Source organism: Heyndrickxia coagulans 36D1 (assembly GCF_000169195.2).
GTDB lineage: Bacteria > Bacillota > Bacilli > Bacillales > Bacillaceae_C > Weizmannia > Weizmannia faecalis.
Map to the genome: position 1 here is coordinate 2530004 of NC_016023.1, position 21918 is coordinate 2551921.

Here is a 21918-nt window from a genome sequence, read left to right on the forward strand (position 1 = left end):
TTATATTTGGAACGAACTTTTCCGCCAATTTACATAGCGGTTCAGGTGCAAAAATAACAGCCGTAAGGAGTGGTTTTGCAATGAATGATTTATTTACCCCGTACAAGCTGAAATCGCTTGAAGTGAAAAACCGTATTGTCATGCCTCCCATGTGCCAATATTCCGTTGAGAAAAAAGACGGCGTTGCCACTGACTGGCATTATGTCCATTACGTCAGCCGTGCCATCGGGGGCACCGGCCTGATCATTATGGAGATGACCGATGTGGAGCCGGACGGCAGAATTACCGACAACGATCTCGGCTTATGGTCTGATGAGCAGATCGCGCCGCTTGCCAAAATTGTGGAAGCGTGCCACCAGTACGGCGCCAAAGTCGGGATTCAAATCGGACATGCCGGCAGAAAAGCACAGGATGCAAAACAACCAGTTGCCCCTTCCCCCATCCCTTTTGATGACCATGCAAAAACACCGAGGGCATTAACGAAGGAAGAAATCAAAGAAATCGTCCGCAAATTTGGCGAATCTGTCCGCCGCGCTGTCCAGGCCGGTTTTGACACGATCGAACTGCACGGCGCACACGGTTATCTGATCCATGAATTCCAGTCGCGCTATACAAACAAACGGTCAGATGAATACGGACAGGATTTGGCATTATTTGGAAAAGAAGTCATTGCCGCTGCCAAAAGCGAAATGCCTGCCGACATGCCACTTATTATGCGCATTTCAGCCCGTGAATATGTCGATGGCGGGTATGGCATTGAAGAAAGTATTGCGCTTTCGAAGGCGTATAAAGAAGCCGGTGTTGACCTGTTTCATATTAGTTCCGGAGGCGAGGGCCATATCGGTGCGGCCGGCCGCCCGGGGACGCACGCCGCTTATCAGGTGCCGCTTGCACGCCAGATCAAAGAGGCTTTAAACGTTCCGGTCATTGCAGTCGGCCGGCTGGAAGACCCGGTTCTTGCCAATGCGGTAATCGGAAACGAAGAAGCAGATCTTGTTGCGGTCGGCAGAGGCATGCTCCGCAACCCTTATTGGGCGCTCAATGCAGGGATCGCGCTCGGCAAAGACGCAGGTGTGCCGATCCAATATACAAGGGGGTTTCCAAAAAGGTAAGGAAGGCTGTTTGCAGCGGCCATCCGTGAAAGTATCCGAATCGACCACTCGAAGCCGGTATCGCGCCCTGTAAAGACGCAGGTGTGCCGCTCCAAGACACAAGAGGGTTCTCAAAAAGGTAAGGAAGGCCGTTTGCAGCGGCCGTCCGCGCATCCCGGACCGGGCAACTTGGCCTGCAATGAAGCGAATCCAAAAACAGGAAAACAGCGCACTGAACGGGGCGCTGTTTTCTTCTTTTACAGCATACAAAAAACGGGGCCGGAAAACCGGACCCGCAAAATAAAAAAAGGGGGAATACTTATGATAGTGCGGCTTCCCGAAAGTCGCCCTCACTAAAGAAAGCATTGTAGTATTAGGATAGCCGTTGTGAAGTGAATTTAAACCTCTTATACAATTATTTTTTTCCGAGCGCTTCCAAAAATACGGAAGCGGCTACATCAAGAACAGTGGAGAGTTTTAATATCGTCTGTGTGGTCGGAATTTGCTCCCCGGTTTCGTACTGCTCGAGTGTATGCTTGCCAATCCGGGCTTTCACGGCCAGTTCTTCAATGCTCATCCCGCTTAATTCACGGTAAAATTTCAACTTCTCGCCAAAGCTATTCATGAGACGCCCTCCCTTAACGATTATTTTGAATAAAAATACTTCCTTTCCATTTCATTTCTTTATTTTATTGTAGCATATAGGCGGGTGGCAGGCTGAAGCAATTTTTTGAACTTTTTTAAACACGGGCACGATAAAAATGTTAAATAATGTCTGGGTGCCAGCCGGGGCCAGGCCTGAAAAATATTTTGGGAATGACAGGCACCCGTGACTATGATATAATATTTTATTGCGTATAACAGGAAAAAACAATACTAGGAGTGTTTTCATGTCAAATTATGAAGCAGGAAATGTATATACCGGAAAAGTGACCGGAATTAAGCCGTTTGGCGCGTTTGTAGCGCTTGATGAAGAGACACAAGGCCTTGTCCATATTTCCGAAATTAAACACGGATATGTCAAAGATATTCACGATCATGTCCACATCGGGAATGAAGTCAAAGTAAAAGTGTTGTCGGTAGACGAAGAAAACGGCAAAATCAGCCTTTCCATTAAAGCCACGGAAGAAGCACCGCACCAGGACACAAGGAAACCGCGCCGGCGTCAGGGTGCCGTGAAGGCCGCTGAAGAGTCCGGGGAAGGGTTCAACACGCTGCGCGATAAGTTAAAAGAGTGGATTGAAAAATCAAAACGTGAAGATTTAATTAAAAAATAATCGGGCGATTCCGGGCATATAGATTGTCCGGATTTTTTTATCCGAAAAAAGCCGGGCATACCGCAGTCTGCGCGGACCATTCAGTTTACGGATCATAGTGCCGTGCCGCCAAGATCAGGCCGAAAATCCCGCTACTGTCACACAGCATGAAGCGGGAAGAATGGCCAATAACGGAAAACTTGTCAGCGCCGCCGCATGAAAAGCGTGATGCAGATCGCTTGTACGCACAGGTCACCGTTAGACCAATTGGCTGATTTTCGTCCCTTTCGTCAAGCGGGTCCCTATTAGGTATAAACATCGATATATTTTTTCATGTTAGTTTCCATCGCCATCATTTCTTTGGAGAGGAATAAAGTCATCTGGAATGTCCCAGTCAGGTTCGTTTTGTTCCTCCCAATTCTGTATACCAATGTTGAAAACGAAGCCAGAAAAATCACCGTTATCTCCATGTTTATGCAATTTAGCATAAACATCAGTAGCTGCTTTTTCCTCCCCTTTCACATCGAGGGCCATATCATAAATCTCAAACTTTTTCCTTTAAAGGAATATTGTGAAAGAAATTCCACAGATTCCGTGTATTGGGCATAATCTTTAACGTTTTCAAAATCCGTTCTTTTTTTAAGCATAGAACCCACCTCCACCTATTATTTATATTTAAATCAATTTTGAAACCCATGATGATCCTGCACTGTTCTTCTTTTTAGTTGAACGAAACATGACTACATGTGTTGCAAGAAGCAATGTCGGTTGATTTTGACGCGAAAAATTTAAGTTCATTTTATATCGTATGCTGAATGCGCTTTACCAGTTGCATCTGTCTGAAACCATGTGCCATGCAGAATCGTTTGCCTAACGCGGGAAAACTCACCCGTGTATTATTCGATATATAGCGGGATATAAAGGGTCAATTCGGGTTCATCGATTAAAGGTTCGTATGATGTCGGATAATCTTCACGATGCTCAAGCTGCCCCTGAAAGACGGTGTAGCCGTTTTTCCTGATCCATTTATACAACTCGGCATACGCTTTTTGCACGTCTTCGCCTTTATATTTCGCAGCCGCAAATGTATAGGAAGGAACAGTCAGAGCTGTCATGCCTTCCGGAACCGCTTCTATGTAGGCCACTTCACGGACAAGATAAAAGGAAAACAAACCTTCATCATCCTGCGAGTGGTAGGAAAGCCCGATCACAACACTGGGATCCGTGCAATGACGGATTTTCCCCATTTTTTGCTTAAATTGATGGAAAAATCTTTTGATCTCCCCGTTTGCTGCCTGTTCGAAGGTACCGGTCCATTTGCTCCCGACTGCGTTAAATGCATGTTTCTGAACAATTTGAATTTCCAAGCTGCACACTTCCCCGCTCATCTTTATAGCTTCATTTTAAATGAAAAAAGAAGCGGGCGTAAAGGAAAATAAGATAAAAAAACACAAAAAAAGGCAGGCATGCTGCACTGCCTTTGTTACAATGAAAACACGGTTTCCCAAGGCTGTATCTCTTATCTCGTCGGTTTTGCCTGGGTGGACCGCTCCACTTCGGCATCCGGTTTGAAAAGCAGGCCGAGGTTAATCAGGCCGCAAATGCCGACAATGCCATAAATGACCCGGGAGATCGCGGAATTGTCGCCAAAAATGGCCGCTACCAGATCAAAGTTGAAAAAACCGATAAGGCCCCAATTGATCGCGCCAATAATCGTGAAAATTAACGCAATTCTTTGTACAATGCTCATTTCTCTACCTCCTTGTTCAATGTACAGGAATAGCATGGCAAGAATCTGCAAACATTATGCATGCAGGAAATGTGAGAAATTCGTTACATTCCTTGCGAAAAGGGTAAAGATTCGGTAAAGTGGAGATGGTAAATCGATAACAGGAGGATCTGGACAATGACGCATATTCAGTTTGATTATTCAAAAGCGCTCGCGTTTTTTAACGAACATGAAATTACATACTTAAGCGAACCGATTCGATTGGCCCACAAACTTTTACATGAAAAAACCGGTGTCGGCAATGATTTTACCGGCTGGCTGACATTGCCGAAAGACTATGACAAAGAGGAATTCGCCCGTATCCAAAAAGCAGCAGCAAAAATCCAAAATGATTCCGACGTGCTACTTGTGATCGGGATCGGCGGTTCTTATCTCGGTGCCCGTGCTGCCATTGAAATGCTCAACCACAGCTTTATGAACGTGCTGCCGAAGGAAAAACGCAAAAACCCGCAAATTTTCTTCGTCGGCAACAGCATCAGCTCCACCTATATGAAAGATTTAATGGACGTTCTGGAAGGAAAAGATTTCTCCATCAATGTCATTTCCAAATCCGGAACAACGACAGAACCGGCGATTGCTTTCCGTATTTTCAACAAACTGCTCATTGAAAAATACGGCGAAAAAGAAGCAAAAGGCCGCGTCTATGCGACAACAGACCGCGCAAAAGGGGCATTGAAAACGCTGGCTGATGCGGAAGGCTACGAAACATTCGTGATTCCGGATGATGTCGGCGGCCGTTACTCTGTGTTAACGCCTGTCGGTCTGCTTCCGATCGCAGTAAGCGGCGTTGATATCCAAGCGATGATGGACGGAGCAGCAAAAGCCGTTGATGATTTCTCAAACCCTGAAGTAGCGGAAAACATTGCCTATCAATATGCGGCTGTCCGCAATATTCTGTACCGCAAAGGCAAAACGATCGAAATGTTGATTAACTACGAACCGGGACTGCAATATTTCTCTGAATGGTGGAAACAATTATTCGGTGAAAGTGAAGGGAAAGACCAAAAAGGCATCTATCCTTCTTCCGCAAACTTCTCGACCGACTTGCATTCCCTTGGCCAGTATGTACAGGAAGGCCGTCGCGATTTGTTTGAAACGGTCGTAAAAGTCGAGCAGGCGCGCGAAGAACTGACAATTGAAAAAGAAGAAAACGATTTGGACGGTTTGAACTACCTGGCCGGCCGCACCGTTGACTTTGTGAATAACAAAGCATTTGAAGGCACATTGCTTGCCCATACAGACGGCGGCGTACCGAACCTGGTCGTCTCGATTCCGAAAACCGATGCCTACACATTTGGCTACCTCGTTTACTTCTTTGAAAAAGCCTGCGCGGTAAGCGGCTATTTAAATGGCGTCAATCCGTTTGACCAGCCTGGTGTTGAAGCATACAAGAAAAACATGTTCGCACTCCTCGGCAAACCGGGCTATGAAGATTTAAAAGCAGCACTCGAAAAACGTTTGAAATAATGCAGAAAAAAGCAGGGCAATGGGCAGCCCTGCTTTTTTTCATTTGAGGAAAGCGCCAAGGATCGACTGTAAGCCAAAACTTTCGGCTGATCAAAAGGGGATTCTGCATTTGCATTGTTACTTGTCTTTTTCCAAAACGACAAACAAATGCTCTTCATCCGTAATGGTATAATCCAAGGGCGGATTGATCATGGTGTCATCCCCCGATTGGATGCCGATTAAAATTTTCCGCTCTTTTTGCAGCTGCCGGCTCAAATCTTTTACCGTCAAGTTTCGCCACTTCGGCTTCACCGGAATAAAGTCAAGGTGATTTTTTTCCTGCTGGTTCAATAACGACAAAAGCGTATCGGACATTCCGTTTGAAATCAGGCTGTTCAGCATGACAAAGCTTGCCTGTGTATTTGCCTGGATCACTTCATCCGCGCCCGCCCGCTTGGCATTTACAACCTGGTCGGCTGTCTGGATCTCCACAATACAATATGCATCCGGATTCAAGCCTTTGACGGCAAGCAGTGTCAGGACTGCGCCCATGTCTGCTTCCGTCTCCGTTTTATGCTGGTCGGACGTGATCAGCACCGCCTTCGCTGCCTTGACATTTGCTTTTTTCAGCGTCTCGTCCTGATACGGCTTTCCTTTTATAAAATAAACATTGTCATAAGGGTAAGGGTTGGATTCAAGTGTTTCATCCACCAATACAACGGGCTGCCGCTCTTTTAATTCCATGAGCTGCCCGATCACTTTTCTGGCGCGTTCGTTCCAGCCGATAATGACCATTTGTTTCCCTCCCGTAAACGCCGCTTTTCCTTCCAAAAAAGCGTTTTGCCGTGTAGCCGTTGCACCGGCCAGCGCCACGAAATAGGCAGACAGTATGCCGGCACCCGATAAAATGAGGATGATGCCGATCAGCCGGCCCGCCAAAGTGACCGGGTACAAATCCCCGTAACCGACCGTTGCCGTCGTGATAACAGCCCACCAAATACCGTCAAAAACCGTCGGGAAAGTTTTCGGCTCGACAAAATGGATAGCCAGCCCGAATGCAAAGATCACAGCAAGGGCCAAGTTCAATATCCGGACAATGATCGGCCAGCGTAAAAAACGGTAATAAAATAAATGAAACATACCGTCCACTTCCTTTTTTGGTATCTCCAATAGTATTCCCCGGCCTCAATGCGGAAAAACAAGGCGGCAAACGGGAAAATATTTTTTTAAAAAAATAGTTGCACGATCGTTTTTCGCATTGTATAATAACATTGTCGCTGATGAAAAACGGTGATCATGACAAAACGGGGCATTAGCTCAGTTGGGAGAGCGCTACATTCGCATTGTAGAGGTCGGCGGTTCGAATCCGCTATGCTCCATTCCCAACTTTATATCACGGGGCATTAGCTCAGCCGGGAGAGCGCTTGCATGGCATGCAAGAGGTCAGCGGTTCGAACCCGCTATGCTCCATACTGGAAAACGTCCAGCCTGTTACGGGTTGGACGTTTTTGCGTATATGCCTTTCTGATGAAAAATAAAATCAATTCCTGCGAAAAACTGTCCCGTTGGTGTACGCCATCAGACAAAAGCGGCAACAATTCGGAGAGAATTGTCCCCAGGCGAGCTCAATTAGACAAAAGCAGCAAGAACGTGGTTGGAAATGTCTAATTAGGCGTTCCAATTGGACAAAAGCGGCAAACACCCAGGGAGAACAGTCCCGTTGGTGATCCCAATTAGACAAAAACAGTAAACCTCCGAGTAGAATTGTCCAGATAGAGTCTCCAATTGGACAAAAGCGACGAACCTCCGTGGAGAACTGTCCCGATAGAGCATCCAATTAGATAAAAGCAGCTAACCCCGTGGAGAATTTATCCTTCATAAGCCTGATGAAAGACAAAACACAGGTCCATAGACGGCGAACTGTCCTTCATAAGGCCGATGAAAGACAAAACACCGGGCCATGAACGGTGAACTGTCCTTCATAAGACTGATGAAAGACAAAACACCTGCCAGGAGACGACGAACTGTCCTTCATAAGGCCGATGAAAGACAAAACACCTGCCGGGAAACGACGAACTGTCCTTCATAGGGCTTATGAAAGACAAAACACCGGCCAAAGAACAGCAAACTGTCCTTCATAGGGCTTATGAAAGACAAAACACCGGCCAAAGAACAGTGAACTGTCTTTCATAGAGCCGATGAAAAACAAAAGACTGGCCGGGAAACGACGAATCGTCCTTCATAGAGCCGATGAAAAACAAAAGACTGGCCGGGAAACGACGAATCGTCCTTCATAGAGCCGATGAAAAACAAAAGACTGGCCGGGAAACGACGAATTGTCCTTCATAGAGCCGATGAAAAACAAAAGACTGGCCGGGAAACAGTGAACTGCCCTTCATAGAGCCGATGAAAGACAAAATACAGGTCCATGAACACGCAAACGGTCTTTCATTCGTTTGATGAAAGACAAAATATAAGCCCGGGAACAAAGAATTGTCCCACTAGAGCCCTCCAATCAGACAAAAGCCGCGAGCCCACGTCCCGAAGTTGCTGTATCCTCGGCTGCCAAATCCTTTTTATCATGTTCCCGCTTTGCCTCACATATATTTTTACCAAATCCCTGAAGGAAGGAGGTGCGGCCTTGCTTGTCCTTAATGGATGTGATGTCCTCAAAGCAGCCTCCATGCAGGAAATGATGGCGGCTGTAGAAAAAGCATACCGCATCTATGAAGAAAACGGTTATCAAATGCCGCTGCGCACGCATTTTACCATCCGGGACAACTCCGTCCTTTTCATGCCGTGCAGCACAAATGAGGCAGCCGGCGCAAAAATCGTCTCCGTTTTCCCGGACAACAAGGACCGGCCGGTGACCCAGGGTGCTGTGCTGCTCGTCGACAGCAGGAATGGATCCATGAAAACGCTCATGGACGGAACGGTTTTAACCGGGCTCCGGACCGGGGCAATCGGCGGGGCGGCGGCAAAATATCTTGCGCCAAGCGATGCCAAAACAGCCGGGCTTATCGGAACGGGTTACCAAGGGCTGTATCAGCTTGCCGGTGTTTGCACCGCACGCAACATCGAAAACATTTTTTTATTCAACCGGACACCTTCTAACATTCCTCCGTTTATTCGCCGGTTCAAAACGCTCATTCCAAATATCCCGGTTCATATTGCCAAATCCGCCCGTGAACTTGCCGAAAAGGCCGATATCCTCATTACGGCAACATCATCTGCCACACCTGTACTGCCGGAAGAAGACCTTTACGACGGAAAGCTTGTCATTGGCATTGGCTCATACCAGCCGCATATGCGCGAATTTCCTGATGCGCTTCTGAAAAACTTGAAATCGATATATATCGACTCGCACGATGCCGCAAAGGAAAGCGGGGATGTAGACAGCCGGCTTAAAACCATTCCGTTTTCCAAAATTGTCACGCAAAAAGTAAAACCGGATCCAAACACGCTACAGGTTTTTAAATCAACAGGCATGGCCCTGTTTGACCTGGTGGCTGCAGAAACGGTTTATAAAAAAGCCATTCAGCTTGGAATCGGGCAAATGCTCGATTTTTAAAGGGGGAACAACACATGGAAAAATATTTGAATTACATTGATGGCGAGTGGTGCGAACCGTCAACGGGAAAATTTGCCCCGGTTGTAAATCCTGCAAACGGGAAAACATTGGGCGAAGTGGCGCAATCCGCCGAACCGGACCTTGACCGTGCCGTCCAGGCTGCCAAAAGCGCGCAAAGCGTGTGGCGGCTCGTCCCGGCACCTGAGCGCGCAAACTATTTATACAAAGTCGGGGAACTGTTAAAACAAAGAAAAGAACAGATCGCGCGCACGCTTACAAGCGAAATGGGCAAGGTGATCGATGAAGCGCGCGGGGAAGTACAGGAAGCGATTGACATGGCCTTTTATATGGCAGGGGAAGGGAGACGCCAATTTGGTGATACCGTACCCTCTGAGCTGCAAAATAAATTTGCGATGAGCATCCGTGTGCCGGTCGGCATTGCCGGGCTGATCACGCCGTGGAATTTTCCGATCGCCATTGCTTCCTGGAAGTCACTGCCGGCGCTTGTAACCGGGAATGCGGTGATTTGGAAGCCAGCCACGGAAACGCCGGCAACAGCGTGCGCATTTGTGAAAATTTATGAAGAAGCGGGGCTCCCAAAAGGGCTTGTCAATCTTGTCCATGGCTCCGGTTCCGTGATTGGTGAAGCGATGGTGGAACATCCGGGCATCGGTCTCATCTCTTTTACCGGATCAAATGAAGTCGGGCGTAAAATTAACGAACGGGCGGGCGGCCTTCTGAAACGGACTTCGCTTGAAATGGGCGGGAAGAACGCCGTGATTGTCATGGATGATGCGGATCTCGATCTTGCAGTGGACGGCATTCTTTGGGGCGCATTCGGCACGAGCGGGCAAAGATGCACGGCCACAAGCCGGGTCATCGTCCATAAAAAGATCAAAGATGCACTGGAGGAAAAACTGATTCGGCGAACGGCGGAATTGAAAATTGGCGACGGCCTTGATGAAACGGTGGCAGTCGGCCCGGTTATCAATACAGAAGCGCTCAACCGCATCCACCAGTATGTCGAAACAGGTAAAAAAGAGGGGGCAAGGCTGCTTACGGGCGGGCGCATTTTGCCGGGAAAAGGATACTACTATGCGCCGACTGTTTTTACGGATGTCAGCCCAGAAATGGTCATTGCGCAGGAAGAAATTTTCGGCCCGGTTGTTTCGATCATTCCAGTGGCAAGCCTTGAAGAAGCGATTGTCGTTAACAACAGCGTCACTTTTGGGCTGTCGAGCGGTATTTTTACAAAAGATGTGAATAAAGCTTTTCAGGCGATGCGTGATCTGGATACCGGGATTGTCTACATCAATGCCGGGACGACAGGGGCTGAAATCCATCTGCCGTTCGGCGGGACAAAAGGAACGGGCAACGGGCACCGTGACTCAGGGCCGGCAGCACTTGATGTATACACGGAATGGAAGGCCGTGTATGTCGATTTCAGCGGGAAACTGCAGCGCGCCCAGATCGACAACAATTAGGCTCCTCTGCCGCACGGGCAGCAGGGTGAAAACGGATCAGCACATCATTACATGTTTGGCAGGTAAAAAGTGCCATGCTTTATCTTCGCGCCAATAGGAACAGGGGCAAAATGATCAGCATGAATGTTTAAGATTTTCCAAACCACAAGTTGAAAGTGGAATCAGGCGTACGCGATATCAAAATCGACAACAATTAGCGCCCATGCATGCAGCGCCATCAGTGGATTGGCAAAGACAAAAAAGAGAGGTCGACAACAATTAGACGCCCATGCCGCACTGAACGCGGCACTAGCAAAAGAATGAAAATCAGCCGGCACATATTTTTAGGATAGAGGCCCATGCTTATGGGCCAACGGGAGAATAAAAATCAGCGATGCATATTTTCAGGGTAGACGCCCATGCCGCACTGAACGCGGCTCTAGCAAAAGAATGAAAGTTAGCCGGCACATATTTTCAGGATAGAGGCCCGTGCATACGGCGCCAGCGGAAGAATGAGGCGACTATTTTTAGAATAGAGGCGGGATGGGATGAAAAACAAAGCGGATGTGATCATTGTTGGCGGCGGGATTATCGGTTCGAGTGTGGCGTACCATTTGCTCGCGGATGGATTTGCCGGCAGAATCATTGTATTTGAAAAGGATCCTTCGTATGCATATGCCTCAACCCCGCGGAGCGCAGGCGGCATCCGGCAGCTTTTTACAACGGCGGTCAATATTCAAATGAGCCGGTACAGCCTTAAAGCCTATCAAAATTTTGCCCGTGATATGGCAATCGACAGCGAAACGTTTGAAATTGATTTGAAACAGCGCGGATACTTATTTCTGGCGTCAGAAAAAATGATGCCGCATTTTAAAAAGCATTTGAAACTCCAGCACCAAAACGGCGTCTCATCTGAATGGCTCGGAAAAAAAGAACTGCTAGGGCTCATTCCCGAACTCAGCACGCGTGATCTTGCAGGCGGGCTGTATTGCGCGGAAAGCGGGTATTTGGACCCGTACACGGCGATGCAAGGGTTTATAAAAAATGCGAAACATCTCGGCGCGGAGTATATGTATGAAGAAGTGGACCGCTTTTTAGCGGAAGAGGGCCGGATAAAAGGCGTGCAGCTCAAGGATGGCCGGGCGTTTTTTGCGCCTGTTGTCGTGAACTGTGCGGGCGCCTGGGCTTCCGGACTGAGCAGCAAAGCCGGATTGCTACTTCCGGTTATACCGGTACCGCGGCGGATTTTTATGTTTGATGTGGAAAAACCGCTCGCAAAACCGTTGCCGCTGACGATGGATCTGACCGGTGTCTATTTTAGGCACGAGGGGCGCAAAATCATTGCCGGATACGGGGAAGAGGAAAAGCCGGCGATCGACTTCAGCTGGAAGCGGTCCGAATTTGAGGAGCAGATTTGGCCTATTCTCGCTGGCCGCATCCCGAATTTTGAAAAGGTAAAAGTCGAACGCGGCTGGGCCGGCCTTTATGACTACAATACGGCCGACCATAATGCCATCATCGGCGAGCATCCGGAAATGAAAGGGTATTTTGTCGCATTCGGGTTCAGCGGGCACGGCATGCAGCAGGCACCGGCCGTCGGAAAGGGGCTGTCGGACCTGATCCGGACCGGAAAGTATGAAACCATTGATCTTACACCGCTCCGGGTCGAACGGTTTGCAGAAAACGACCTTGTTACAGAAGATGCCATTTATTAAAAGGGCATCTTCTGTTTTTGCCTCATTTTCCAAACTACATGGTATAGTTATAATAACGGAAAGGGAGGGAATACAATGGAGAAACATTACGATGTTATTGTCGTTGGTGCCGGTTCAATGGGAATGGCAGCCGGTTATTTTCTGGCAAGGCAAGGTGTAAAAACGCTTTTGCTGGATGCTTTTGACCCGCCGCATACATCCGGCAGCCACCACGGCGAAACGAGAATCATCCGCCATGCCTACGGGGAAGGACGGGATTACGTGCCGCTCGTGTTGCGGGCGCAAACGCTTTGGGATGAACTGGAAAAGGCATCCGGAGAAAAGATTTTTGCCAAGACCGGCGTCCTCAGTTTCAGCCCGGAGGATCATGCGGCCTTTTTAAACGAAGCAATCGAAAGCGCAAATACATACAACCTCCCGATTAAAATGATGACCGGTGCGGAAGTGGAAAAACGCTGGCCTGGCATTTCACTTCCCGCTGGCTTCCAGGCCATTTATGAACCGGATGCCGGCGTCCTGTTTCCCGAAAATTGTATCCGCGCCTACCGTAAACTGGCGGAAGCAAAAGGTGCGCGCTTGCTTGCCAATACCCGGGTTACAGATTTGAAAACCGACGGACAAACTGTCACCGTTGTAACAGAAACCGGCACATTCACCGCTGAAAAATGCATTGTCAGCGGCGGTGCGTGGAACGGGAAATTGCTTGAAAACTTAGGGCTCAATTTGCCGCTTCAGCCGGTCCGGAAAACGGTCGGCTGGTTTGAAGCGGACGAAGCGCTGTTCAATGCAGATGTGTTTCCGGCTTTTACAATGGACGGATACGAAGGAACATACTACGGTTTTCCAAGTTTTAATGGAAGCGGCGTGAAAGTCGGGCGCCATGACGGCGGGCAGGCGGCAGACCCTGATACAATGAACCGGGAATTTGGCGCATACCGTGAAGACGAAGGAGATATCCGGGCCTTTTTGAAAACATACATGCGGGGGGCAGCCGGCCGCTTAAAAAAGGGAAAAGTATGCTTGTACACCAATACGCCGGATGAACATTTCATCATCGATACCCATCCTGTATATCCCAATGTGGCCATAGCCGCAGGATTTTCAGGACACGGCTTTAAATTTGCAAGCAGTGTCGGAGAGATGCTCAGCCAAATGGTGTTAAAAGAAAATGCCGAAAGCCCATTGCCGCTTTTTTCAATTAACCGGGCGGCTCTTGCATGATCATCATCGCAGCGTACACAGCCGGACAGAAAAAAATAGTTTTTTTCATGAAGGAGGAAAAATGTTTTTATCGTATCCGATTTTATCCGCTTTACTTGGAATGCTTGTAGCACAAATCATAAAAGTGCCCATTCATTTCATCACATCAGGGAAATTTGACTGGAGAATGGCGTTCAGTACAGGCGGAATGCCCAGTTCGCATACCTCGATGGTCATTGCCCTTACAACGGCGATCGGGCTGACTTCCGGATTCGGTTCCAATGCCTTTGCCATCAGCATCGTGTTTTCATCCATTGTTATTTACGATGCCATCGGTGTGCGCAGGCAGGCTGGTTTTCATGCAGAAGTGCTGAACCAGCTGCTTGCAGATTTCTCCCGGCTTCTCGATACAATGAAAGACCCGGGGCTGAAAAATGCCGAATCCCGGCAGAAACTGAAAGAACTTTTAGGGCATAAACCGGCGGAAGTATTTTTCGGGATCATAACAGGCATCCTCACCGCCGTGTTGACGTTCCTCTTGTACCCGTTTTAAAAAACCGACTATATAAATGAACAAAATGTGGCCGCTCTGTTCAGTAAGCCCTATGTAAAGTAAGCGTGGAAAACGCAGGCCTTTCTTCGCATAAAGCCTGTCTATGTGAAGTAAGCGTGGAAAAACGCAGGCCTTTCTTTACATAGGGCGCGTCTACGTTAAGGAAGCGCGGAAAAATGAAGGTCTTCCTTAACATATAGGTCGTCTACGTTAAGAAAGTGAAGAAAAACGACGGCCTTTCTTCACATAGAGCCTGTCTAGGTTAAGGAAGCGCGGAAAAATAAAGGTCTTCCTTACATATAGGTCGTCTATAGATTAAGGAAGTGAAGAAAAACGACGGCCTTTCTTCACATAAAGCCTGTCTATGTTAAGGAAGCAAGTAAAAACGAGGCTCTTCCCTAACATATAGGTCGTCTCTGTTAGGGCTTGCTGAACGAATCCGATTCTAAGTTTGTACCCAATTTGTCAGCAAGCAAGTTATGTCTCAAAAAATAGAAGAATCCGTCTTCGAAAAGGCGATTCTGTCTTCTCTATACGTTGAATCAGCTTTCAGGTGCAAGCTATTTCCAATTTCTGCCGAAGCTGTCAACATCCTTATCAAATATAGAAATTTTATGTATTCAGTAAGCCCTATATCGTAGTTTGCGGAGTACGATTACAAGCACTGTGTTCCTCTTGTACCCGTTTTAAAAAACGCAAAAAAAGGCGGCGGACATGGAGAACGTTACCGTCTTTTAAATGATTTTATCCAGCCTTTCACTTTTTCAAAGCAACCGTTATGGAATAGCCGAGCGAACCGGATTCACCCGGCAAACGCTAGGACCCCGTAGGCCCGCCAGCTGGTGTGAAAAATCCATTTATCCCCGCAGCAGCGATTCCGTCCCGTCGATATAGATGTCTGTGCCGCTGATATGGCTGGAATCGTCCGATGCAAGGAACAAAACAAGATCGGCAACTTCTTCCGGTTTTCCCGGCCTTCCGGAAAGCGGCTGGTCGCCTTCAGGAAATTCAATCGGAATTTGCACCTTTTCCAGTTCTTCCGTACGGTTCGTATTTTGCTCAATTTTTGTTTCAATCGCTCCCGGGCAAACGGCATTGACCCGGATTTTATAGCGGGCAAGTTCCAAAGCTGCCATTTTCATAAACGCTACCTGCCCGGCTTTTGAACTGCTGTAAGCGGACATGCCGATGTTCGAAAAAATGCGGTTGCCGTTGATCGAGCTCGTGATGATGATACTGCCGCCCCTATTTTTCATATGCGGGATGGCATATTTTGTGAGGAGAAAAGTCCCTTTTAAATTGGTCGACAACGTTTTTTCCCAGTCATCCGGGGTCAAGTCTTCAATCGGTGCCACGGTCCCGTTAATGCCGGCATTCGAGAATACGATATCAAGCCGGTCCCATTCCCTGACTGTCTTGTCAACAGCCGTTTTCACCTGTTCCGGATCAGTGACATCGACTTCCAAAGCCATCGCTTCCCCGCCATTTTGTTCAATCCGTCTTTTGACCTCATCCGCCCGTTTCTGTTCAATATCCATTACGCAAACTTTTGCGCCTTCTGCAGCAAGTTTCAAGGCGGACGCTTCCCCGATGCCGGAACCGCCGCCGGTTATAATCGCTACTTTATCTTTCAATCTCATCTTCACTTACTCCTCTCCGATGGAATACGACAGTAGTTTACCCGTTCTTCAACTGTTTGTAACAGACAGGCTCGAAAAGAGAAGCCGGGCTTTGCCGGAAAAGCATGACGAAGGGGTCAAAATGGAAGAAGGGGAACATTCGATTGGGTGTTTTCCTAGGCCAAATGGTATGCGCTGCTGTTTAGGGTAAGGCATTGGCGTTCGGAAAAACGGCCGTTTCCATGCACCGGAACAATGCCGGTTCTTTGTTTTTCTCCTCTTTTCCATGTAAGATAAAAATAGAATATTTTTCTAGACAGATTGGTTTAAAAGGGGGTTGGATGATATGATCGGAAATGTCGCCGTTGTCATTCCGGCACTGAATCCGGAAGCGCAGCTCGTCCATTATGCCGATCGCCTGCTCGCAAAAGGAGCGGCGCGGATTATTGTCGTGGACGATGGAAGCAGTCCGGCATGTGCGCCGATTTTTCAGATGCTGTCGCAAAAAGAGAGATGCACCGTGCTCCATCATCCGGCGAACCGCGGGAAGGGGCGTGCGCTGAAAACAGCTTTTGCCCATATTTTGGCGCATCACGGCAGCCTTTCCGGTGTGGTCACAGCAGATTGTGACGGCCAGCACAGTCCGGAAGATGTTGAAAAAATGGCAGCAAGCCTCCGGCAAAATCCGCATAGCATCATTCTTGGCGCACGCGATTTCAGCCTGGAGCATGTGCCGCCCAAAAGCCGGTTCGGCAATCGTTTGACAAGCTTTCTCTTTAAAGCCCTGTACGGCGCAGAGATCGGCGATACGCAGACAGGCTTGCGCGGCATCCCGAAGCAGGAGCTCGGCTGGCTGCTGGCGCTGAAAGGCGAACGGTTTGAGTATGAAATGAACATGCTCATTTATGCGAGAAAAATGAACGTAAAAATCCGGGAAGTGCCGATCCGCACCATTTATTTTAACCGCAACGAAGGTACCCATTACCGGCCGGTTAAAGATTCGTTGAAAATCTTCCGTAAAATCATATCCGGGCTTTTTTATTATGCTTTTCCCGCACTGATCTTTTTAATCGCAGATATACTCAGTTTCTCGCTTTTATACCGGTATGTCCTGGCAGGGATTCCGCATGTATGGAAAGTGCTCGCGGCCACTGCTGCCTCACAGGTGGTTGCCTTTGCCGTCTTTCTTATGGTCAAATACAGGCTTTTAAAATGGAAACGATTTTTAGTCCGGTACTTGATGGCATGCCTGTTGTTCATCGTGGTCTCTTTCTTATTCATCGAAGCCGGATCCGGTCTGCTTCAATTTGATCCCGTGCTGGCAAAAACGATTGCAAGCCTTTTTCTTGCCCTTTTCTTCTACCAGCTCCAGCTTCATTGGGGGATTTTTTCCGGCTATCCGGAATATGGGCAACTGGCAGGGGAGAGGCGCCATGGCTAAAGGTTACGGACTATTTTTTAAATCAGTGCGCCAACTTGTACGTTTCGTTTATCCGTCCTACAAAGCGCAAATTTCCGGGGAAATTGCCGGACCGGCTGTTTATGTTTCACATCATCGCAATTTATTCGGCCCGTTTGTTACATTGCTTTGGTATCCGGAATTTATCCGCACCTGGATTTTGCACGTTTTTCTTGACCGAAAATCTTGCAGCAGGCAATACGCCGATTACACGTTCACAAAAAGATTCGGCTTGCCGCGGGCTTTGGCGAACCCGGCCGCCTTTTTTCTGTCATTCGGAATCACGAAGCTGCTGAAATCCGGGAGAGGCATTCCCGTTTTCCGGAGCTCGCGCAAAATCATCCGGACGTTTCAGGAAAGCGTCGAAGCATTAAAGAACGGGGAGAGCATCGCCATTTATCCCGATATTGACTACACAGACAACGCGGCGGGTGTAAAAGGGATGTACGAGGGTTTCCTGTATTTGGAAAAATATTTTTACAAAGCAACCGGCCGCCACGTCCAGTTTGTCCCTTTGTACGCCAGCAAGACGAAACGATTGCTTGTTACAGGCACGCCGGTTTTTTTCCGGGAAGGGGAAGATTTCCGGACGGAGAAGGAAGTGGTATATGAAAAATTGCACAAGGCATTGAACCGGCTCGCAGCGCAGTACGGCGAATAGCAGGCAAAAAAACGGCAGGGGCATGCTCCGCCGTTTTTTACTGCAAAATGAATTCTGTTCCGTCGCTATAGATGCCTTCCGTTTCGGCTTTGGTCCTAAAGCCGGGCCAGCCCCCAATATCAAAAACTTTCAAAAACAACGAATTCAAGCCTTTGCCTAAAGCTTTTGCGGGATGGTTCCGATACCTAATAAGTGAGAATGTACAACGAAGGGGAGACAGCATTGAAAAAGCAAAAGAAATTCATTCCGCTCACCGTCAAATGGGGCGGCCTGATTTGCGCCGCCATTTTGATATCCATTTTGGCGACGGTCGGACTGGAATATGCCACCACAAGCCATCTGTTAAAAACGAAAAACCGCGGCGTCAACCAAATGGTCGCAAATGAAGCGGCATCGCAGGTCGAAGCAGGGCTTGCAAAATACGAAACGTCACTTGACGAGCTGGCCGGCCTTGTCGAAACGGATCTCCAGCGGAAAAACAAGATGCAGGACATTGAAGCTGAAATCAAATCGGTCCAGACACGGAATAAGCAACTCGCTTCCGCTTATTATATGGATTTCCAGACCGGGAAACTCCATATTTCCCCGTATGCAAAACTTAATCTGGATGTGCGCAATACGAATACATACCGCTATTTGCAGAAAAAGCCGCAACTTCAGTGGATGGATATTTATAAAGACAAGGTGACAGGCGCCATTATGACGTCTGTTGTCGCGCCGGTTTTTTCCGGCGGGAGGATGGCCGGCGCCGTCGGATATGACATCAATTTATCCGAAATGGGCAAGATCCGGGCAGACATCGAACACGATTCAAACAACAAACTTGCGATTTTTGATGCGAAGGGCGTGATCGTGACGTCGTTTTTAAAAAACGGCGACGGGAAAAATGCCAGGCCGGCAAACAGCGGAAAAGTAGAAGGGGTAAAAGATATTGAAAGCAGCACCCGACTCGAAAAAGATTTCGCTTTTGCCGAAAAAATTTATAGCCAAAAGACGGCGGCCGCAACTTTTCACTGGAACGGGGCAGGGTATGATGTCTATGCCACAACGATCCCGAAAACCGGCTGGAAAGTAGCCTCGTTTAACCCGCAGTCCGAGTTCAGCGCCCAGATTGGCAAAATAAAGAAGATGGGCCTTCTTTCAATCGGGATCGGGCTTTTAATCGGCATTGTCTTTGCTGTGTTGATTGCCGGCCGGCTCGTGAAGATTATCAAAAACTTGCAGCAAGTCCTGGCCAAAACGGCGGAAGGGGATCTGGTTACAGCGTTTGCGTTCCGCTCCAATGATGAGATCGGGGAACTGGCCAAAAGTTACAACGCCATGCTTCACAATATGCGCAGCCTGATTGCAAAAGTGAGGGACAGTGTCGACGCCGTGAACAAGTCCACTGCCGGCCTTCGTACGGTGACAAAAGAAAATGAAGCGGCTGTGACGGATGTTTCTAAGGCGGTGGAAGATATCGCGGCAGGCGCAGCCAACCAGTCCGATCATATTGAAACCGGATCAAATGCAATGCGCGATTTGGGCGGCGAAATCGAAAAACTCGCCGCACAATCGCAGGTCATTGAAAGCGCGGTGGATCAAGCAGAAACAGAGATCAAATCCGGTACGAAACAGGTCGATAATCTCGAAGCCTCTTATCAAAAACTGGAACAGGCTTTTGAAAGAGTCACATCGATGATGGCCGGGCTGAATGAAAAATCGAAATCAATCGCACAAGTCGCGGATGTGATCACGCAAATCGCAGAACAGACGAATCTATTGTCATTAAATGCCTCGATTGAAGCGGCGCGCGCCGGTGAAAACGGGAAAGGATTTGCCGTAGTGGCCAATGAAGTGCGCAGTCTGGCCGAGCAGTCGAAACAGTCGGCAAAAGATATCCGGGCAACGATTGCGGACGTGCTCCAAGACATGAAAGAACTGGTGGACGTCGTGGGGGAAACAAATGAAATCAGCACCGGGCAGAAAAAAGCGGTCAACTCCGTGAGCACTTCGATTGCCGTTTTGGCCGAAGGATTGGAGAAGATGCTCAGCTCAATTAAACAGGAAGCTGAATCGATCCGCTCGATCGGGGAGCAAAAAGATGCCGTTGTCCAAATGATTGAAGACCTGTCCGCCGTTTCCCAGCAAACTGCCGCCGCTTCAGAAGAAATTTCATCTTCCATGGAAGAACAAGCCGCCTCAGCCGGCGAACTCTCCCGCTACACAGAAAAACTGTTCACCCTCACGGAGGAACTGGAGAGGGAGATTGGGGAGTTTACAATTAAAAAATGATACAGGAGGGGAGTGAAAGCCGTGCTTGCACTCCCTGATTTTTGCCTGCTGCATCCAGATGAATAAAATACATTACGGGAATAACAGACGGTTTTTGTATGTGTAAAATTTTACTCGAAGGGGCAAATGAGTGGAAAAAAATGGGAAGACACTCTATCATCTAAATGTACACCTTGAATGAACATCTAGAGAGAGGTCTTCCCATGGATATTATATCAATAATTGCTGGATTATTAAAGGGTACAAAGAGTCTTATGGAATTTGAAGAACAAATTAAAATTCTGATGCAGAAGGCTTTTACACAATGGGTTGGGGAAATATTTGAAGAGTTAGATAAAATAATTAAACAGGAGAAGTTAGAGGAGGGCTGGGTGTACTGCCGGAGTGATAACAGAAACATTCAGTTTCTATTTGGAAGTGTGACCTTTAAACGCTCATTAATGCATGACAAGAGAGGAAATTCCCATTATCCTCTGGATGAATGGTTAGGGCTGGTACCACACCAACGATACAGCCCGTTAGTGGAATTAAAGGTGGCAGAGTTGGCAAGTGAGAACACCTATCGGGAAGTAGCTGATATTTTAAAAGAGTGGACAGCAGTGAGTCTTAGTCACACAACTGTAGGGAACATGGTAAAACACGTAGGGAAAACTCAGGCGGAAGCCGATAAGGCACTTGTAGAAGAGCTAGAAATAGCTGTTTCCCTGCCTGAGGGGAAGAAGGTAGACTACCTGTTTTCTGAAGCAGATGGTGTATTCGTTCGGGGACTAAAAAAGAAACAGAGTATGGAAGTCCACCACGCCATTCTCTATGAGGGATGGGAAACCAATGGAAAAAGGGTCTCCCTGCGTCAGCCCACAGTCATCATGACGACGGAAGACATTCAGACATTTTGGGATGAAGTCCAAGCCACAGCTGCCAACACCTATTCCCTCGAAAAAGCGCAAGTCATTACAAACAGTGATGGAGGTGCTGGGTACACAGCTGAACGGTTTCAAACAGCATTCTCACAGTCGGAATTTCCGGTGCTCAACCAGCTGGATACCTACCACGTTGCACAAGCCATCATAAGGACATTTGGGGGCGGAAAGAGCGAGATCAAGGAGCAAATTAGAAAATCGATTAGAACGCATGACCTGGACCAATTCACGTTATATTTGGATACGCACGAAAGCACCTTGACGGATAAAAAGGCCCTCAAGAAAATCAAGGAATTCCGTTCGTATATCTTGAAAAACTGGGACCGCATTTTTGACTGGAGGGACAGGGTGAAAAACGTGCCGGAAGGTGCGAGAGGCCTAGGAGCGATGGAATCGAATCAAAGGCATATCTCCTTCAGGATGAAAAAAAGGGGCATGCATTGGAGTGAACTTGGCGCAGAAGCCATGGTGAAAATCAAACAAGGCATACTCAAGGGGACATTGAGAGAAGCCTATCTGAAACACCGTTCAAGAAGCGAGAGAAAGCAACGGAACTTGAAACAATCCATCAGGATGTCTCAACTACTCAAGCAGCCTGTACGCCCGTCAGTGGGCGTAAAGCACGGATCAGTTGCCCTGCATTCAAGCAGTTCATCGGCAATGGGACATTTAAGCAAAATATTAGAGCTTTCGTTTTAAGCCTGGCTCAGTGGGGACTGATCGTTGAGGCGCGCGAAATTTACGAGACTCCTGCGGGAAAAGCGAGCCAGGAGAGACCCCGCAGCGAGGTACGAGCGAGGAGGCTCGCCGGCCGCCCGCGGAAAGCGAGTGAATTTCGCGCGCCTCAACATCCCCGTTATCCATCTTTATACGGAAATATTACATCTTTTCCGAAAATTAC

The 21918-nt window shown here is 48.1% G+C and carries 18 protein-coding genes and 2 tRNA genes; 14 read left to right on the plus strand and 6 right to left on the minus strand.

Going from position 1 to position 21918, the window contains the following annotated elements; genetic code table 11:
- Positions 1 to 80: 80 nt before the first annotated feature.
- Complete coding sequence (locus BCOA_RS29145; protein ID WP_014097571.1) at positions 81 to 1112, plus strand: NADH:flavin oxidoreductase/NADH oxidase; 1032 nt, start codon at positions 81 to 83, stop codon at positions 1110 to 1112.
- Positions 1113 to 1506: 394 nt separating this feature from the next.
- Here BCOA_RS29145 and BCOA_RS29155 read toward each other — a convergent pair whose 3' ends face one another.
- Positions 1507 to 1716 (minus strand): helix-turn-helix domain-containing protein, encoded by a 210-nt coding sequence (locus BCOA_RS29155; RefSeq protein ID WP_014097572.1) that lies wholly within the window; start codon positions 1714 to 1716, stop codon positions 1507 to 1509.
- A gap of 265 nt (positions 1717 to 1981) precedes the next feature.
- Here BCOA_RS29155 and yugI point away from each other — a divergent pair, with 265 nt between their 5' ends.
- Positions 1982 to 2368 (plus strand): S1 domain-containing post-transcriptional regulator GSP13, encoded by a 387-nt coding sequence (gene yugI / locus BCOA_RS29160; RefSeq protein WP_014097573.1) that lies wholly within the window; start codon positions 1982 to 1984, stop codon positions 2366 to 2368.
- A gap of 315 nt (positions 2369 to 2683) precedes the next feature.
- Here the strand turns inward: yugI and BCOA_RS29165 are convergent, their stop codons facing one another.
- The 3 genes from BCOA_RS29165 to BCOA_RS29175 all read right to left on the minus strand — a co-directional run bounded on the left by BCOA_RS29165 (position 2684) and on the right by BCOA_RS29175 (position 4097).
- On the minus strand, positions 2684 to 2881 hold the full coding sequence (locus BCOA_RS29165; protein ID WP_014097574.1) for a hypothetical protein: 198 nt from the start codon (positions 2879 to 2881) through the stop codon (positions 2684 to 2686).
- Positions 2882 to 3243: 362 nt separating this feature from the next.
- Positions 3244 to 3723 (minus strand): GyrI-like domain-containing protein, encoded by a 480-nt coding sequence (locus BCOA_RS29170; protein WP_225620993.1) that lies wholly within the window; start codon positions 3721 to 3723, stop codon positions 3244 to 3246.
- 143 nt (positions 3724 to 3866) lie between these two features.
- Positions 3867 to 4097 carry a DUF378 domain-containing protein gene (locus BCOA_RS29175; protein WP_014097577.1) on the minus strand — a complete coding sequence of 77 codons (231 nt, stop codon included), beginning with the start codon at positions 4095 to 4097 and terminating at the stop codon, positions 3867 to 3869.
- Between the two features lie 156 nt (positions 4098 to 4253).
- Here BCOA_RS29175 and BCOA_RS29180 point away from each other — a divergent pair, with 156 nt between their 5' ends.
- Entirely contained in the window at positions 4254 to 5603 is a 1350-nt protein-coding gene (locus tag BCOA_RS29180; RefSeq protein ID WP_014097578.1) for a glucose-6-phosphate isomerase, read from the plus strand.
- 117 nt (positions 5604 to 5720) lie between these two features.
- Here the strand turns inward: BCOA_RS29180 and BCOA_RS29185 are convergent, their stop codons facing one another.
- A complete protein-coding gene (locus tag BCOA_RS29185) occupies positions 5721 to 6722 on the minus strand; it encodes a potassium channel protein (protein WP_014097579.1) in 1002 nt (333 codons plus the stop codon).
- Between the two features lie 166 nt (positions 6723 to 6888).
- Here BCOA_RS29185 and BCOA_RS29190 point away from each other — a divergent pair.
- From BCOA_RS29190 to BCOA_RS29220, 7 genes are all read left to right on the plus strand, one after another.
- Positions 6889 to 6961 (plus strand) — tRNA-Ala (locus BCOA_RS29190).
- 18 nt (positions 6962 to 6979) lie between these two features.
- Positions 6980 to 7052, plus strand: a tRNA-Ala gene (locus BCOA_RS29195).
- Between the two features lie 1171 nt (positions 7053 to 8223).
- Positions 8224 to 9153 (plus strand): ornithine cyclodeaminase family protein, encoded by a 930-nt coding sequence (locus BCOA_RS29200; protein WP_014097580.1) that lies wholly within the window; start codon positions 8224 to 8226, stop codon positions 9151 to 9153.
- A gap of 14 nt (positions 9154 to 9167) precedes the next feature.
- The gene (locus tag BCOA_RS29205) at positions 9168 to 10637 is read left to right on the plus strand and encodes an aldehyde dehydrogenase family protein (protein ID WP_014097581.1); all 1470 of its coding nucleotides are present in this window, start codon (positions 9168 to 9170) and stop codon (positions 10635 to 10637) included.
- A 527-nt stretch (positions 10638 to 11164) separates the two neighbouring features.
- On the plus strand, positions 11165 to 12331 hold the full coding sequence (locus tag BCOA_RS29210; RefSeq protein ID WP_014097582.1) for an NAD(P)/FAD-dependent oxidoreductase: 1167 nt from the start codon (positions 11165 to 11167) through the stop codon (positions 12329 to 12331).
- A 75-nt stretch (positions 12332 to 12406) separates the two neighbouring features.
- Positions 12407 to 13552: an N-methyl-L-tryptophan oxidase gene (solA, locus tag BCOA_RS29215; protein ID WP_014097583.1), complete on the plus strand. Its 1146-nt coding sequence runs from the start codon at positions 12407 to 12409 to the stop codon at positions 13550 to 13552.
- 61 nt (positions 13553 to 13613) lie between these two features.
- Complete coding sequence (locus BCOA_RS29220; protein WP_014097584.1) at positions 13614 to 14084, plus strand: divergent PAP2 family protein; 471 nt, start codon at positions 13614 to 13616, stop codon at positions 14082 to 14084.
- 857 nt (positions 14085 to 14941) lie between these two features.
- On the opposite strand, the gene BCOA_RS29225 is transcribed toward BCOA_RS29220, so the two are convergent.
- Positions 14942 to 15724 (minus strand): SDR family oxidoreductase, encoded by a 783-nt coding sequence (locus BCOA_RS29225; RefSeq protein WP_014097585.1) that lies wholly within the window; start codon positions 15722 to 15724, stop codon positions 14942 to 14944.
- Positions 15725 to 16049: 325 nt separating this feature from the next.
- Here BCOA_RS29225 and BCOA_RS29230 point away from each other — a divergent pair, with 325 nt between their 5' ends.
- From BCOA_RS29230 to BCOA_RS29245, 4 genes are all read left to right on the plus strand, one after another.
- Positions 16050 to 17144, plus strand: a complete 1095-nt coding sequence (locus BCOA_RS29230) for a glycosyltransferase family 2 protein (protein ID WP_014097586.1) — start codon at positions 16050 to 16052, stop codon at positions 17142 to 17144.
- The gene (locus BCOA_RS29235) at positions 17137 to 17823 is read left to right on the plus strand and encodes a glycerol acyltransferase (RefSeq protein ID WP_014097587.1); all 687 of its coding nucleotides are present in this window, start codon (positions 17137 to 17139) and stop codon (positions 17821 to 17823) included. Before BCOA_RS29230 ends, BCOA_RS29235 begins: the two co-directional genes overlap by 8 nt.
- A 222-nt stretch (positions 17824 to 18045) precedes the next feature.
- Positions 18046 to 20097: a methyl-accepting chemotaxis protein gene (locus BCOA_RS29240; RefSeq protein WP_014097588.1), complete on the plus strand. Its 2052-nt coding sequence runs from the start codon at positions 18046 to 18048 to the stop codon at positions 20095 to 20097.
- A gap of 203 nt (positions 20098 to 20300) precedes the next feature.
- Positions 20301 to 21716, plus strand: a complete 1416-nt coding sequence (locus BCOA_RS29245; RefSeq protein WP_014097589.1) for an ISLre2 family transposase — start codon at positions 20301 to 20303, stop codon at positions 21714 to 21716.
- Positions 21717 to 21918 lie beyond the last annotated feature (202 nt).

What these genes read in the sequence shown, in the direction of transcription:
- BCOA_RS29155 (WP_014097572.1), bottom strand. Translation starts at nt 1,716, where the DNA reads ATGAATAGCTTTGGCGAGAAGTTGAAATTTTACCGTGAATTAAGCGGG.
- BCOA_RS29245 (WP_014097589.1), top strand. Translation starts at nt 20,301, where the DNA reads ATGGATATTATATCAATAATTGCTGGATTATTAAAGGGTACAAAGAGT.
- BCOA_RS29230 (WP_014097586.1), top strand. Translation starts at nt 16,050, where the DNA reads ATGATCGGAAATGTCGCCGTTGTCATTCCGGCACTGAATCCGGAAGCG.
- yugI (WP_014097573.1), top strand. Translation starts at nt 1,982, where the DNA reads ATGTCAAATTATGAAGCAGGAAATGTATATACCGGAAAAGTGACCGGA.
- BCOA_RS29180 (WP_014097578.1), top strand. Translation starts at nt 4,254, where the DNA reads ATGACGCATATTCAGTTTGATTATTCAAAAGCGCTCGCGTTTTTTAAC.
- BCOA_RS29205 (WP_014097581.1), top strand. Translation starts at nt 9,168, where the DNA reads ATGGAAAAATATTTGAATTACATTGATGGCGAGTGGTGCGAACCGTCA.
- BCOA_RS29210 (WP_014097582.1), top strand. Translation starts at nt 11,165, where the DNA reads ATGAAAAACAAAGCGGATGTGATCATTGTTGGCGGCGGGATTATCGGT.
- solA (WP_014097583.1), top strand. Translation starts at nt 12,407, where the DNA reads ATGGAGAAACATTACGATGTTATTGTCGTTGGTGCCGGTTCAATGGGA.
- BCOA_RS29145 (WP_014097571.1), top strand. Translation starts at nt 81, where the DNA reads ATGAATGATTTATTTACCCCGTACAAGCTGAAATCGCTTGAAGTGAAA.
- BCOA_RS29185 (WP_014097579.1), bottom strand. Translation starts at nt 6,722, where the DNA reads ATGTTTCATTTATTTTATTACCGTTTTTTACGCTGGCCGATCATTGTC.
- BCOA_RS29165 (WP_014097574.1), bottom strand. Translation starts at nt 2,881, where the DNA reads ATGGCCCTCGATGTGAAAGGGGAGGAAAAAGCAGCTACTGATGTTTAT.
- BCOA_RS29225 (WP_014097585.1), bottom strand. Translation starts at nt 15,724, where the DNA reads ATGAGATTGAAAGATAAAGTAGCGATTATAACCGGCGGCGGTTCCGGC.
- BCOA_RS29220 (WP_014097584.1), top strand. Translation starts at nt 13,614, where the DNA reads ATGTTTTTATCGTATCCGATTTTATCCGCTTTACTTGGAATGCTTGTA.
- BCOA_RS29175 (WP_014097577.1), bottom strand. Translation starts at nt 4,097, where the DNA reads ATGAGCATTGTACAAAGAATTGCGTTAATTTTCACGATTATTGGCGCG.
- BCOA_RS29235 (WP_014097587.1), top strand. Translation starts at nt 17,137, where the DNA reads ATGGCTAAAGGTTACGGACTATTTTTTAAATCAGTGCGCCAACTTGTA.